This window comes from Usitatibacter palustris (assembly GCF_013003985.1).
In the GTDB taxonomy this organism is placed as follows: domain Bacteria; phylum Pseudomonadota; class Gammaproteobacteria; order Burkholderiales; family Usitatibacteraceae; genus Usitatibacter; species Usitatibacter palustris.
This window is the reverse complement of the sequence record NZ_CP053073.1, coordinates 2,285,656-2,299,771: the sequence shown is the minus strand read 5'-3', so window position 1 is coordinate 2,299,771 and position 14,116 is coordinate 2,285,656. Positions and strand designations below refer to the sequence as shown.

The 14,116-nt window shown below is 65.5% G+C and carries 11 protein-coding genes; 5 read left to right on the top strand and 6 right to left on the bottom strand.

Annotation, left to right across the window (positions count from 1 at the left end; all coding sequences use genetic code 11):
* Positions 1 to 4 precede the first annotated feature (4 nt).
* Entirely contained in the window at positions 5 to 928 is a 924-nt protein-coding gene (locus tag DSM104440_RS11230; protein WP_171162640.1) for a histone deacetylase family protein, read from the top strand.
* A gap of 26 nt (positions 929 to 954) precedes the next feature.
* Here the strand turns inward: DSM104440_RS11230 and DSM104440_RS11225 are convergent, their stop codons facing one another.
* Genes DSM104440_RS11225 through DSM104440_RS11205 form a run of 5 tightly spaced genes read right to left on the bottom strand, consistent with a single transcriptional unit; the run spans position 955 to position 5,160 of the window.
* Entirely contained in the window at positions 955 to 2,034 is a 1,080-nt protein-coding gene (locus DSM104440_RS11225; RefSeq protein WP_171162638.1) for a hypothetical protein, read from the bottom strand.
* A 38-nt stretch (positions 2,035 to 2,072) separates the two neighbouring features.
* Positions 2,073 to 2,807 carry an amino acid ABC transporter ATP-binding protein gene (locus DSM104440_RS11220; protein WP_281356975.1) on the bottom strand — a complete coding sequence of 245 codons (735 nt, stop codon included), beginning with the start codon at positions 2,805 to 2,807 and terminating at the stop codon, positions 2,073 to 2,075.
* 11 nt (positions 2,808 to 2,818) lie between these two features.
* Positions 2,819 to 3,502, bottom strand: a complete 684-nt coding sequence (locus DSM104440_RS11215) for an amino acid ABC transporter permease (protein ID WP_212758044.1) — start codon at positions 3,500 to 3,502, stop codon at positions 2,819 to 2,821.
* Complete coding sequence (locus DSM104440_RS11210; RefSeq protein ID WP_171162635.1) at positions 3,502 to 4,266, bottom strand: amino acid ABC transporter permease; 765 nt, start codon at positions 4,264 to 4,266, stop codon at positions 3,502 to 3,504. Before DSM104440_RS11210 ends, DSM104440_RS11215 begins: the two co-directional genes overlap by 1 nt.
* 3 nt (positions 4,267 to 4,269) lie before the next feature.
* The gene (locus tag DSM104440_RS11205; RefSeq protein ID WP_171162633.1) at positions 4,270 to 5,160 is read right to left on the bottom strand and encodes an amino acid ABC transporter substrate-binding protein; all 891 of its coding nucleotides are present in this window, start codon (positions 5,158 to 5,160) and stop codon (positions 4,270 to 4,272) included.
* Positions 5,161 to 5,249: 89 nt separating this feature from the next.
* Between DSM104440_RS11205 and DSM104440_RS11200 the strand changes: the two genes are divergently transcribed.
* The 3 genes from DSM104440_RS11200 to DSM104440_RS11190 are packed head-to-tail and all read left to right on the top strand — an operon-like array spanning position 5,250 to position 12,339.
* Positions 5,250 to 10,067 carry an NAD-glutamate dehydrogenase gene (locus DSM104440_RS11200; protein ID WP_171162631.1) on the top strand — a complete coding sequence of 1,606 codons (4,818 nt, stop codon included), beginning with the start codon at positions 5,250 to 5,252 and terminating at the stop codon, positions 10,065 to 10,067.
* Positions 10,068 to 10,069: 2 nt separating this feature from the next.
* Positions 10,070 to 11,281, top strand: a complete 1,212-nt coding sequence (locus DSM104440_RS11195) for a S1 family peptidase (RefSeq protein ID WP_171162629.1) — start codon at positions 10,070 to 10,072, stop codon at positions 11,279 to 11,281.
* 14 nt (positions 11,282 to 11,295) lie between these two features.
* Positions 11,296 to 12,339 (top strand): DnaJ domain-containing protein, encoded by a 1,044-nt coding sequence (locus DSM104440_RS11190; protein ID WP_171162626.1) that lies wholly within the window; start codon positions 11,296 to 11,298, stop codon positions 12,337 to 12,339.
* A 6-nt stretch (positions 12,340 to 12,345) separates the two neighbouring features.
* Here DSM104440_RS11190 and DSM104440_RS11185 read toward each other — a convergent pair whose 3' ends face one another.
* The gene (locus tag DSM104440_RS11185) at positions 12,346 to 12,717 is read right to left on the bottom strand and encodes an Mth938-like domain-containing protein (protein ID WP_171162624.1); all 372 of its coding nucleotides are present in this window, start codon (positions 12,715 to 12,717) and stop codon (positions 12,346 to 12,348) included.
* 91 nt (positions 12,718 to 12,808) lie between these two features.
* Here DSM104440_RS11185 and alaC point away from each other — a divergent pair, with 91 nt between their 5' ends.
* Complete coding sequence (alaC, locus tag DSM104440_RS11180) at positions 12,809 to 13,996, top strand: alanine transaminase (RefSeq protein ID WP_171162622.1); 1,188 nt, start codon at positions 12,809 to 12,811, stop codon at positions 13,994 to 13,996.
* Positions 13,997 to 14,116 lie beyond the last annotated feature (120 nt).

Sequence of the window (14,116 nt, the reverse complement as noted above, 5' to 3'; positions counted from 1 at the left end):
ACGCATGACGGCGTCCGCGCTCCTCACGCACCCCGACTGCGTCCGCCATGAGATGGGCGCGCATCATCCGGAATCTCCGGAGCGGCTGAAGGCGATCCTCCGCGCGATCGAATCCGCGGGGCTGGCACCTCTCCTGCAGGTCCATGAAGCCCCCGAAGCCACGCGCGAGCAGTTGCTGCGCGTGCATGCCCCCGAGCACGTGGACCTCATCTTCGATTCCGCTCCGCAGGCGTCCTACGCCTATCTCGATCCCGACACGTCGATGAATCCGCATTCGCTCTCGGCGGCGCTGCGCGCGGCCGGTGCGGTGGTGCGCGCAGTCGACCTCGTGATGGAAGGCAAGGCGCGCAATGCGTTTTGCGCGGTGCGCCCGCCGGGCCACCACGCCACGCCCGACCGGCCGATGGGCTTTTGCATCTTCAACAATGTCGCGGTCGGCGCCATGCACGCGCTCGAAGCGCACGGCCTGGAGCGCGTGGCCGTGCTCGATTTCGACGTGCACCACGGCAACGGCACGGAGGATGCATTCCACGAAGACCCGCGCGTGATGATGTGCTCGACCTTCCAGCACCCGTACTACCCGTACTGCGGCTCGGATTCCAGCAACGAGCACATCATCAACGTGCCGCTTGCGGCGATGACCGGCGGGGAAGGGTTTCGCGAGGCCGTCGAGAAATTCTGGCTGCCCGCGCTCGATCGCTTCTCGCCCCAGATGGTCTTCGTCTCGGCCGGGTTCGATGCCCATCGCGAAGATCCGCTCGCGTACCTCGAGTTCGAGGACGAGGACTATCGCTGGGTCACCGAGAAGCTCGTCGAAGTGGCCGATGCGCATGCGAATGGGCGCGTCGTCTCCACGCTCGAAGGCGGCTACAACACGGTGGCTTTGGGTCGCTGCGTGGTCGAGCACCTCGAGGTGCTCACCGCCTGACGTTCTCCCTCTCCCTTGGGAGAGGCCTACTGCCCAGGCGTTCCCGTGTTCCCTTGTTGCTGCGGTTGCGGGATGAGGCCGAGGAGGGCCCAGTTCCGCGTGTCGATCGCGTTGCGAATGATCTGGCGGTAGCGCAGCGCCTGCTGGTGGCTCCAGGGCGAGGCCATGAAGTTCTGGTAGAGCTCTTCGAAGCTGGTGGCCGAGCAGTAGCCGCCGAATGCGCAGGCGTTCAGGTGCTCGCGCACGAAGCTCGAGCAATCGGTGCCGAGGTCGCACGCCACGATCGAGAACGCGCCGAGGAAGGCCGAGGGTTCGGGCACTTCACCGTTCGGGCCGATGCGCAGGCGCGCCGCCATTTCGGACGACGACAGGTACTGGCCGACGATCAGCATGGCTTCGGGGTCCTGCGATTCAAGCAGCTCGATGATGCGGCTTACGTCGTCACCGGCGCGCTGCGGCTGTGGGTTGCCGTTGTTGCTGCCGCCGACGTTGTTCTTCGGACCTTCGGCCACGACCATGCGCGCTTGCGCGCGGGCATCGCCCTGGCGGGCGGCGGCGGCGTAGAGATCCTCGATCTCCCGGGGCGAAATCTTGGTGCCCTGGAAGCGGGCGCAGCGCTGCGTGCTGTCCTGGAGGTCGTAGGACGAGATCCGGCGGGCGTTCAGGGGATCGTTCGGGGGGAGGGTGGCAATGAACTGGCGGCGCTGCTTGGCGCTGTAGGCCACCAGGTCTTCGCTCACGTTCATGGCGAACTGGCATTCCTCGAGGGCCTTGGCCAGGTGATAGCGTTCGTCGCCAGTCAGCGACACCTTGCGGGAGGCGAGGCCGTCGGCATAGGCGCGAAGGTCGCGGGTGGCGCGGAACTCCACGGCGGCGGCCGAGGGGCGATAGGTCTGGGGAGGGACTGCGGCGGTGAACTGGGCCTTCGGGCGGGGCTCGGGATTGGCGGGCTGGACGCTCGAATCACCCGCCGGGGAGGCGGTCGCCGAGACGGTATGACCCGCCCTGTCTTCGCGCGCGGCGGAGACGAAACCTGTGTACTTGCTCGCAATGAGCAGGCCGTAGGCGACGAGCGAAACCAGGCCGATGGCCGTCAGGCGATTCATGGAACTGGAGTCTCAGGCAAAAAGGGCTGTCTCGTCAACTAGTTGTGTAGGATTTTACTCAAAAAGGATTGAGCGCGTTCGGACCGGGTCGTGCCGAAGAAATCCGCCTTGCTGCAATCCTCCACGATCTGGCCCTTGTCCATGAAGATTACCCGGTGCGCGACCGTCTTGGCGAAGCCCATTTCGTGGGTCACGCACATCATGGTCATGCCCTCCCGGGCGAGCTCCACCATGACATCGAGCACCTCGTTGATCATCTCCGGGTCGAGCGCCGAGGTCGGTTCGTCGAAGAGCATCGCGATGGGGTCCATCGAGAGCGCCCGCGCGATCGCCACGCGCTGCTGCTGGCCGCCGGAGAGTTGACCGGGGAATTTGTGCGCGTGCGCCTTGAGGCCCACGCGGTCGAGATACTTGAGGCCGTGCTCGTCGGCCTGGTCGCGCGTGCGCCCGAGCACCTTCATCTGGCCGATCGTGAGGTTCGCCTGCACGCTCATGTGCGGGAAGAGCTCGAAGTTCTGGAAGACCATGCCGATGCGCGAGCGCAGTTTCGGCAAGTCGGTCTTCGGATCGCCCACCGAGACTCCGTCGACGGTGATCGTGCCCTTCTGGAACGGCTCGAGCGCGTTGACGCACTTGATCAGCGTGGACTTGCCCGACCCCGAGGGGCCGCAGACCACGATGACCTGGCCTTTCTCGACGCTGGTCGAGCAGTCGGTCAGCACCTGGAAGGTGCCGTACCACTTGTTGACGTCTTTGATGTCGATCATCGCCATGCGGAGGTGTCCTATCGAGCGATCGAATAGCGTGCCTGGATGCGCTTCACGAGCCAGGATGCGCCGAAGCAGATGATGAAGAACACCAGCGCGACGAACAGGTACAGCTCGACGATGCGCCCGGTGATCTGTCCACCCTTGGAGGCCGCGCCGAGGAAATCCTTCAGGCCCACGACGTACACGAGCGAGGTGTCCTGGAACAGGATGATCGCCTGCGTGAGCATGATCGGCACCATGTTGCGGAAAGCCTGCGGCAGCACGACGAAACCCATCGCCTGCCAGTAGTTCATCCCGAGGGCGTAGGCGGCCCACGGCTGGCCGCGCGGGATCGACTGGATGCCCGCACGGATGATCTCGGAGTAGTAGGCGGCCTCGACCAGGATGAACGCGACGATCGCCGAGGTGAACGGCCCGACGGCCTCGCCCTGCTGGCCGGTGAACTTGGACACCAGCATCGGCGTGAGGAAGTAGAACCAGAAGATCGCCATGATGAACGGGATCGCGCGGATCAGGTTCACGAACCCCGCGGCGGGGTAGGAGAGGATCTTCCAGCTCGACAGGCGCGCGAGGGCGAGCAGCGTACCGAAGAAGATGCCGCCGGCGAGCGCGATGCCGAAGAGCTTGAGCGACAGGACCATCCCGTCCCACAGGACCTCGCGGCTCTTCCAGATGACGCTCCAGTCGAAGTCGAGCACTAGTGTCCGCCTGCCTGTGAGATGTACCCCGGCACCGCGACGCGGTTTTCCAGGAGGCGCATCGCGTAGATCACCGTGAGCGTGATCGCTATGTAGATGAGCGTGGCGGCGGTGAAGGCCTCGAACGTCTTGAACGTGTATTCGGAAATCTGGCGGCTTTGCGCGGTGAGCTCGATCACGCCGATGGTGAGCGCCGTCGAGGAGTTCTTGAAGATCGTGAGGAACTCGCTCGTGATCGGCGGGATGATGATGCGGTAGGCCATCGGCAACAACACGAACCGGTAAACCTGCGGGAGCGTGAAGCCCATCGCGAGGCCGGCGTTCGTCTGTCCTTGGGGGAGCGAAAGGATGCCCGCGCGCACCTGCTCGGCGACGCGCGAAGCGGTATAGAGCCCCAGGCACAGCACGGCCGCGGTGAACTCCCACATGCTGAACTGCGCGAAGGGGAGCTCGACGAAATTGGGGAGGTCCTGCTTGAGCCAGTCACCCCAGGCCTTGGGGAGAACCTCTGGCATCACGAAGTACCACAGGAACATCTGCACGAGCAGCGGGATGTTCCGGAACAACTCGACGTACGCGGTGGCGATCGCCCTCGGGATCCGGAGCGGGGTCGTGCGAAGCACCCCGACCACGGATCCCAGCGTGAAGGCGATCACCCAGGCGAAGATGGAGACGAGCAGCGTCCACATCAGACCCGAGCCCAGCCACCCCAGATACGTCATCCCCCCCGAGGGAGCCTGCTCGAGGAAGACTCTCCAATCCATCGATTACTCGGGCAGCGCGTTGATCTGGATCGCAGCCTTCAGGAGCGGGCTCATCGGCACGCCCATGGCTTCGCCGGAGGGCAGCTTGTCCTGGAACCACTTCTTGTAGATCTTCTCGATGTCGCCGGAAGCGAAGAGCTTGCCGATCGCGCGGCGCACGACGACACCGAAATCGTCATCGTTTTTGCGGAACATCATCCCGTACGGGTCGTACGACAGGTAGTCGCCCACCACTTCGTAGTCCTTCGGGTTCTTCGCCTTGGCGATGAGGCCGTAGAGGAGGATGTCATCCATCGAGAAAGCGACCGCGCGGCCCGATTCCACCGTGAGGAAGCTCTCGGCGTGGTCCTTGGCGTTCAGGAACTTGATGTTGAGGTTGTCCTTGTCGGAGAGCGCCTTGATCGTGCGCTCGTTGGTCGTGCCCTGCGTGACCACGACGGTCTTGTTCTTCAGGTCCTTGTACGTCTTGACCTTCGCCGACTTCTTCACCAGGAGCTTGGTGCCCGTGATGAAGGTGACCGGCGCGAACGCGACCTGCTTCTGGCGCGTGAGGTTGTTGGTGGTCGAACCGCACTCGATGTCGATCGTGCCGTTGGCCATCAGCGGAATGCGGGTCTGCGACGTGACGGGGTTGTACTTCACCGTGAGCGTCGTGAGGCCGAGCTCTTTCTTCACTTCCTCGACCACGGCCGCACAGATGTCCATCGAATAGCCGATGGGCTGCTGCTTGTCGTCGAGGTACGAGAACGGGATCGAGGTTTCACGGTGACCGATGGTGATCGTGCCGGTGTCCTTGATCTTCTTGAGGGTGCCGGTCAGGTCTTGTGCGGCCACCGGTGCGGCGAGCACGCAAAGGGCGAGCGCCGCGAACGCGGTTTTGGATTTGCGAAGCATGGGGGGATTCCTCCTCTGGTTGACGACCTAGAATACGTCCTGCCCATTTGGGAGACAATAGCGGCCTCTCCGGTTTAGCCCTTTTCCCCATGCATTTTCCCTCTCACGAGCAGAAGCAGGCCATCCTCGAGAAGGTCCTGCGATTGGCAGACCAGCGTCTTTCCGGTGCGGCGGCCCAGGAGGCGCGCACCTTCATCGCGCACTACTTCGACCAGGCCGACGTCGAGGATCTCGCGAGCCGCACGGTTGAAGACCTGTACGGCGCTGCACTTGCGCACCTGGGTTTCGCGCGTCGATTCGCGAGCGGCATGCCGAAGCTGCGCGTGTACAACCCGCGGCTCGAGGAACACGGCTGGACGAGCCCGCACACGGTGATCGAGATCGTGAACGACGACATGCCGTTCCTCGTCGATTCCGTGGGCATGGAAATCAACCACCTGGGCTACACCCAGCACCTGCTGCTGCATCCGATCCTCCGTGCGAAGCGCGATAACGAAGGAGAGCTGCAAGCAATTGCCGCGCCCGCGGGCGAAGGCCAGGCCGAATCGCTGATCCACGTCGAGGTCGATCGCGAAACCGATCCCGAGCGCCTGAAGGCCATCGGGATGCACTTGCAGTCCGTGCTCGCCGATGTGCGGGCCGCGGTCCAGGACTGGAAGGCGATGAGCGCGCACATGGACGCGATCGTGCTGGGGCTCGCGAAGCCGCCCGTGACCGTGGATGCCGCCGAGGCCGCGGAAATCCGCGACTTCCTCGCGTGGGCCGCCGATCACCATTTCACCTTCCTCGGGTATCGCGAATACCAGCTGACCACGGTCGATGGGCAGGACCAGTTGAAGATCGTGCCGCGCAGCGGCCTGGGAGTGCTGCGCGAGCCCAAGCTGGGCGGCCTCTCGCAGAGCTTTGCCGAGTTGCCCGCGGCGCTGCGCGCGCTCGCGCGCGAGCCGAGGCTGCTCGTGCTCACCAAGGCCAACACGCGCGCGACCGTGCACCGCCCCGGCTACCTCGACTACATCGGGATCAAGCAATTCGATGCCGCCGGCCGCGTCGTGGGCGAACGGCGCTTCGTGGGCCTCTACACCTCTTCGGCGTACCAGGAGGATCCGAGCTGGATTCCGCTGCTCCGCCGCAAGGTGGCAAAAGTGATTGCGCAGGCGGGCTTCCCCGAGGGGAGCCACGCGTACAAGAATCTCCTCACGGTACTGCACGACTATCCGCGCGACGAGCTGATCCAGGTCGACGACGCGACGTTGTCGGAAACCGCGCTGGGCATCCTGCGACTGGGCGACCGGCGCCGCACGCGCGTCTTCGTGCGCCGCGATCTGTTCGGCCGCTTCTTCTCGTGCATGATTTTCCTGCCGCGCGAGAACTACAACACCGACGTGCGGGTGAAGATCCAAGAGATCCTCAAGCGCCACCTCGGAGGCGCCACGGCGGAGTTCACCGTGCAGCTCTCCGACGCGGTGCTCGCGCGCATCCACATGCTCGTGCGCACGTCGCCGAAGGAAACCCCGGCCTACGACGTGCGTGCGATCGAAGCCGAGATCGTGCTCGCGACGCGTCGCTGGGACGATGACCTCAAGTTCGCGCTCACCGCCGCGCTGGGCGAGGACCGCATGGTCGGCATGCTTCGCACCTATGCCAACGCGTTCCCGGTCGCCTATCGCGAAGCGGTTGCCCCGCGCGCGGCCGTGCGCGACATCCAGTTCATGGAGACGCTCAAGTCCAACGAGGACTTCGCGCTCAACCTGTACCGCCCGCAGGGCGCGGACGACCGCACGTTGCGGCTGCGGATCTTCCGCATGGGCAAGCCCATTCCCCTTTCCGCGAGCCTGCCGGTGCTCGAGCACATGGGCCTCGAGACGCTCGACGAAGTGAGCTACGAAGTCGAGCGCCAGGGCGCGGCCGGCACGGTGTACCTGCATGACTTCGGCATGCGCAGCGACCGGCCGATCGCCGACGTGGCCGCGATCAAGGCGCTGACCGAAGAAGCACTCGCGCGCGTGAGCCGCGGCGACATCGAGGACGACGGCTTCAACCGGCTCACACCGGGCGCGGCCATCGCACCGGACGATGTCGTGGTGCTCCGGGCGTATGCGAAGTACCTCAAGCAATCGGGCTTCACGTTCAGCCAGGACTACATCGAGAAGACGCTCGCGGCCCACGCGGGCATCACGACGAAGCTGGTCGCGCTCTTCCACGCGCGTTTCGATCCCGCGGGTACGGCGAATCGCGAAGAGGCCCAGCAGAAGCTGCACACGCAGATCAAGGAAGCGCTCAATGATGTTGCGAACCTCGACGAGGACCGCATCCTGCACCGGTTCCTGTACGTCATTGGGGCGACGCTGCGCACCAACCACTGGGTGAAGGGCGCGAACGGCCGCAGGAAGCATTACCTCTCGCTGAAGATCGAGTCGGCGAAAGTTCCGGAGCTCCCCGAGCCGCGCCCGCTCTTCGAAGTGTTCGTGTATTCGCCGCGCGTCGAAGCGATCCACCTTCGCGGCGGCAAGGTCGCGCGCGGGGGATTGCGCTGGTCGGACCGGCCCGAGGATTTCCGCACGGAAGTGCTCGGCCTGATGAAGGCGCAGATGGTGAAGAACGCGGTGATCGTTCCCGTGGGCTCGAAGGGCGGCTTCGTCGTGAAGAAGGGCCCGCCGCCGTCGGACCGCGAGGCATGGCTGAAGGAAGGCGTGTCCTGCTACAAGAATTTCCTTCGCGGCCTGCTCGACATCACCGACAACCGCGTGGCGGGGAAGATCGTCCCGCCCAAGGATGTCGTGCGCCATGACCCGGACGATCCGTACCTCGTGGTCGCCGCCGACAAGGGAACCGCGACGTTCTCGGATATCGCCAACGGCGTTTCCGCGGAGTACGGCTTCTGGCTTGCGGATGCGTTCGCTTCCGGTGGCAGCGCCGGCTACGACCACAAGAAGATGGGCATCACCGCGAAGGGCGCGTGGGAAAGCGTGATGCGCCACTTCCGCGAGATGGGCATCGACACGCAATCGCAGGACTTCTCGGTGGCCGGCATCGGCGATATGTCGGGCGACGTATTCGGCAACGGCATGCTGCTCTCGCGCCGCATCAACCTCGTGGCGGCGTTCGACCATCGACACATCTTCCTCGACCCGTCACCGGACCCGGAGGCGAGCTTCAAGGAACGCGAGCGGATGTTCGTGTTGCCGCGCTCGTCGTGGGAAGACTACGACAAGAAGCTCATTTCGAAGGGCGGCGGGATCTTCCCGCGCTCGGCGAAGTCGATCCCGATCTCGCCGCAGGTGAAGGCCGTGCTCGGGATCACCGAGGACAGCCTCGCGCCGCAGGAGCTCATGAAGGCGATCCTCAAGGCGCCCGTCGATCTTCTTTATAACGGTGGCATCGGTACCTACGTGAAGGCGGCGAGCCAGGCGAACACCGAGGCGGGCGATCGCGCCAACGATGCGATCCGCGTGAATGGCGGCGATCTGCGCTGCAAGGTGGTGGGCGAGGGCGGCAACCTCGGCTTCACGCAGCTCGGGCGCGTGGAGTACGCGCTGAAGGGTGGACGCATCTGCACGGACGCGATCGACAACTCCGCGGGCGTGGACTGCTCCGACCACGAGGTGAACATCAAGATCCTGCTGGGCCAGGTGGTGGCCGAAGGCGGGCTCGATGAAGCGAAGCGCAACGTCCTGCTCGCGCAGATGACCGATGAAGTGGGCGATCTCGTTCTCGCCGACAACTATTACCAGACGCAGTCGCTCGCGGTCTCCGGCGTGCGCGGCGAGAAGCTCCTCGACGGGCAGGCGGCATTCATCCGCGCGCTCGAGAAGGCCGGCCAGCTCAACCGCGCGGTCGAATACCTGCCGTCGGACGACGAAATCGCCGAACGCCGCGCCGACAAGGTCGGCCTCACATCGCCCGAGCGCGCGGTGCTGCTCGCGTACTCGAAGATGGTGCTCTTCGAGGAGCTCTGCCAGTCGCCGATCGTCGACGACCCGTACGTTGCGAAGGCGCTGATGGACTATTTCCCCACGCCGCTGCGCGAGAAGTACCCGGAGGCGATCGCCAAGCACGCGCTGCGCCGCGAGATCATCGCGACCGTCGTGGCCAACACGATGATCAATCGCACGGGCTCGATCTTCGTGCACCGCATGCAGGACGAGACGGGTGCGAGCTCCGAGGAAGTCGTGCGCTCGTTCATCCTCGTGCGCGACATCTTCGGGCTCGAGTCGCTATGGAGCGAGATCGATTCCCTCGACAACCGGGTCCCGGCTTCGCTGCAGAGCGAGATGCTGATCGACGTGGGCCGCCTGCTGCTGCGCGGCACGTTGTGGTTCCTGCGCCGCCGCCGCGAGAAGCTGCCGATCGCGGAAGTCCTCGAGATCTTCTGGCCCGGCCTCGCCGCGCTGCAGGCAAAGCTGCCGGCGGTCCTGTCGTCGGGCGATCGCGTCGCGTGGGAAGGCTACGTCGCGCGCCTCTCGAAGAGTGGAGTGCCCGAGCCGCTCGCCAAGCGCCTCGCCGCGCTCGAATCGCTGTACGCGGCGCTCGATGTGACGGAAGTCGCGATCGAGCAGAAGAAGGGCGTGGACACCATCGCCACGCTCTACTTTTCGCTCGTCGGTGAGCTGGAGCTTCGCTGGTTCGGCGAGCGCATCACGGCACTTCCGACCGACACGCCGTGGCAGGCCCTCGCGCGCAATGCCTTGCGCGATGACCTCTCCGGCCAGCAACGCGCACTCACGCAAGCGGTGGCGAAGCTCTCGCCGCAGGCTGGGGATGCGGCCGCGATGCTCGCGGCCTGGAAAACTCGCTATGCCCCGGCGCTCACCCGCCTCAAGGGCATGACCGATGAAGTGAAGCGCGCCGGCTCGACGGACCTCGCGGTCCTCTCGGTGTTGCTGCGCGAATTGAGAGGGCTCGCCTGACCATGGCGGTGCAGAAGGATTACTACGAAGTTCTCGGCATTCCGCGCAACGCGAAGCTCACCGATGTGCATCGCGCGTACAACCGCTGGGTCGCGGAGTTCAAGAAGGAGACGACGCCGCCCGATCCGCGTCGCGAATCGCTGCTGAAGGAGGCGCTCGAGGTCCTCTCGGACGACGACCGCCGCGACGCGTACGACAAGGAGCTCGCAGCGGCGAATCGTGCGGCCACGACGAAGAAGGCCCTCACGCCCGCCGGAGTCGCGGGTGGGCTTGTCGCCCTCGCGGCCGTTGGCGGCATCGCGTTCTTCCTCACGCGCCCGAGCGGCCCGCCGCCGCAGAAGGCGCGCGGCACCGAGGAGATCCGGACCGCCATGCAAGGCGCGGTCTCGCCGCTCGTGAGCTTCGACATGTCGGGCAAGACCACGCCGATGGGCCTTGCGTTCGTGATCGAGGACAAGGTCATGGTCGCCAACTGCCAGGCGCTCGCGCCCGGCGCGCAATTGGCCGTGAGCACCGGCACGAAACAGGTGCCTGCGCGTGTGACGCAGACCGACGAAGCGCTCGGCCTTTGCAAGCTGCTCACGGATGGCTATGTGGGCGAGCCGGTCGCGGTCAACTCCACGCCGCCCGCCGTCGGGGCGAAGGTCTTCGGCGCGACGCTCGGCGCGAAGGGCGAGATCGGATTCAAGGAAGCGGCCGTCACGAAGGTCGTGGATGAAGGCGGCGGCAAGGCGATCGAGTCGTCGATGCCGACGCAGCCGGGCGGCTATGGCGCGCCGTTGCTCGATGCGCAGGGCAAGGTCGTCGCCGTCGCGACGCTCAAGCCCGATGGAACGCAGCTCTACCGCGTCGTTCCCGCCGGATGGCTCGCGGAAAACCGCCCGAAGATCGAGGAGGCGCGGCCGTACCAGGGTTCGGGCGGCGGCGGAACCAGCGCGCGCGCCGAGTCGGACACCACACCGGCGCGGGCAGTCGCGCGCCAGGCCGGTGCAGGCGGCGGAGGCGGTGAGGCCGAGGGCGAGGGGGAAGGCTGCAACACCTGCGACATCTACAACTCGCCGGACATCAAGGCGTCGCGCGACAAGGCCTGGGCCGAGATCGAGGCCATGCCGCCCGGCCCGCAGCGGGACAAGCGCGCGGAGCTCCAGCGCTCGTCCGATGAAGACATGAAGGCCTACGCGAAGCGCGCGCAGAAAATGATCAAGACGAAATAGCTGGCCGACTGAACATGCCCGCCCTCATCGATTACTACGAAGTCCTCGGCATTCCGCGCAACGCGAAGCTCACCGATGTGCATCGCGCCTACAACCGTTGGGTCGCGGAGTTCAAGAAGGACACCACGCCACCGGACCCGCGGCGCGAAGCGTTGCTGAAGGAGGCGCTCGAGGTTCTCTCGGACGACGACCGCCGCGACGCGTACGACAAGGAGTTCGCCGCGGCCAATCGTGCGGCGACCGCGAAGAAGGTCATCACGCCCGGCGCGGTCGTTGCCGGCCTGGTGGCGGTCACGGCCGTTGGCGCCATCGCCTTCGTCGTTACGCGCCCGAGTGGCCCTGCAGTTCCGAAGGCGCGCGGCACCGAAGAAATCCGCCAAGCCGTCCAGGGCGCGGTCTCCCCGCTCGTGGCCTTCGACATGTCGGGCAAGACCACGCCGATGGGGGTGGCCTTCGTGATCGAGGACAAGGTCATGGTCGCGAACTGCCAGGCGCTCGCGCCGGGCGCGCAGCTTGCGGTGAGCACGGGCACGAAGCAGGTGCCCGCGCGCGTCACGGTCGCCGACGAGAAGCTCGGGCTGTGCAAACTCCTCACCGATGGCTACGTGGGCGAACCGCTTTCGGTGAATTCCACGCCGCCTGCGGTCGGCGCCAAGGTGTTCGGTACGACGGTCGGCCCGAAAGGCGAGATCGGCTTCAAGGAAGCGGCCGTGACGAAGGTCGTGGATGAGGGCGATAGCAAGGCGATCGAGTCGTCGATGCCGACGCAGCCTGGTGGCTATGGCGCTCCGTTGCTCGATGCGGGCGGCAAGGTTATCGCGGTCGCAACGCTCAAGCCCGATGGAACGCAGCTCTACCGCGTCGTTCCGCCCGGTTGGCTCGCGGAGAATCGTCCGCGCCCCGCCGAACCGCCGCCTCCGCCGCCCGCGGAGCCCGCACCCGACACCACGGGTTCGCCCGCAATGAAAGGTCCGGGCGTGCCGATCAAGAAGAGGATCGAAGAGGACGCCGACAAGCGCCTCAAGGACATGGACAAGCAGATCGACTCCGCGAAGTAGCCGCGGCTAGTCGACGACCAGGGCCGCGAGCACGTTGCGGCCTTCCCCCAGCAGGATGTTGTACGTGCGGCACGCGGCCTTGGTGTCCATCACCTCGACGCCGATGCGCGCCGAATGCAGGGGCGCGAGGACCGCCGGATCCGGAAACGCGAAGGCCGAGCCCGAACCCAGGAGCACGATCTCGGGCTTCATGGCCGCGATCAGCGCGACCTGCTCGCGCGTGAGTGCGCCGATCGACGCCACGCCCCAATCGGGAACGATGTTCTCGCCCGTCACCACCAGGCTCCGGGTCGCGCGCTGGCCGCTGACTTCGACATAGCCATCGCCGTATCCGGTGAAGGTGTTGCGGCCGTCGGCCGCTTCCTGTTCGAACTTCATGGCCGGAATGATAAAGCCTCGGGGACGGCCGGGGCGCGCCTGCTAGAATCAAGCTCCCTTTTTTACCGCATTCGCCTCGACGAGCAGCGCCATGTCCCCGGAATTCCCGCGCATCAAACGCCTCCCCCCGTACGTCTTCAACATCACCAACGAGCTGAAGATGGCCGCCCGCCGCGCGGGTGAAGACGTGATCGACCTGTCGATGGGCAATCCCGACGGCCCCACGCCGCGGCACATCGTCGACAAGCTCGTGGAAGTCGCGCAGCGCGAGGACACGCACGGCTACTCGGTCTCGAAGGGGATTCCCCGTTTGAGAAGGGCCATCTGCCAGTGGTACAAGCGCCGCTGGAACGTGGACCTCGACATGGATACCGAGGCGATCGTCACGATCGGCTCCAAGGAGGGCCTCGCGCACCTGATGCTCGCGACCCTCGACCGCGGCGACACGGTGCTCGTTCCGAACCCCAGCTACCCGATCCACATCTACGGCGCGGTGATCGCCGGCGCGGACATCCGCTCGGTGCGCATGACGCCGGGCGTGGATTTCATCGAGGAAGCCGAACGCGCGATCCGCGAGCTCTTCCCGAAGCCCAAGATGATGATCATCGGCTTCCCGTCGAACCCGACCGCGAAGTGCGTCGAGCTCGAGTTCTTCGAGCGTGTGATCGCGCTCGCGAAGCAGCACAACATCTTCGTCGTCCACGATCTCGCCTACGCCGACATCACGTTCGACGGCTGGAAGGCGCCCTCGATCATGCAGGTGCCCGGCGCGCGCGATGTCGCCGTCGAGTTCTTCACGATGTCGAAGAGCTACAACATGGCGGGCTGGCGGATCGGCTTCATGGTCGGCAACAAGGACCTTGTCCACGCGCTCGCCCGCATCAAGAGCTACCACGACTACGGCACCTTCACCCCGCTGCAGGTCGCGGCGATCGCCGCCCTCGAGGGCCCGCAGGAATGCGTCGAGGAGATCCGCGCGAAGTACCAGGCGCGCCGCGACGTCATGGTGAAGGGCCTGCACGAAGCGGGCTGGATGGTCGAGAACCCCAAGGCCTCGATGTACGTCTGGGCGAAGATCCCCGAGGTCTACGCGAAGATGGGCTCGATCGAGTTCGCGAAGAAGCTCCTCAGGGACGCGAAGATCGCGGTGGCGCCGGGCATCGGTTTCGGTGACTACGGCGACGACCACGTTCGCATCGCGTTGATCGAGAACGAGGCACGCACGCGGCAGGCGGTAAGAGGGATCAAGGAGATGTTCCGGAAGGATGGATTGCTTTAGCTTCACTGTCATCCTGAGGGCCTCCGCAGGAGCCCGAAGGACCTGCTTTACAGCGAAAGCGCGGCGCTAGCGCTCCAAAGCAGGTCCTTCGGTCGCTACGCTCCCTCAGGATGACAATAC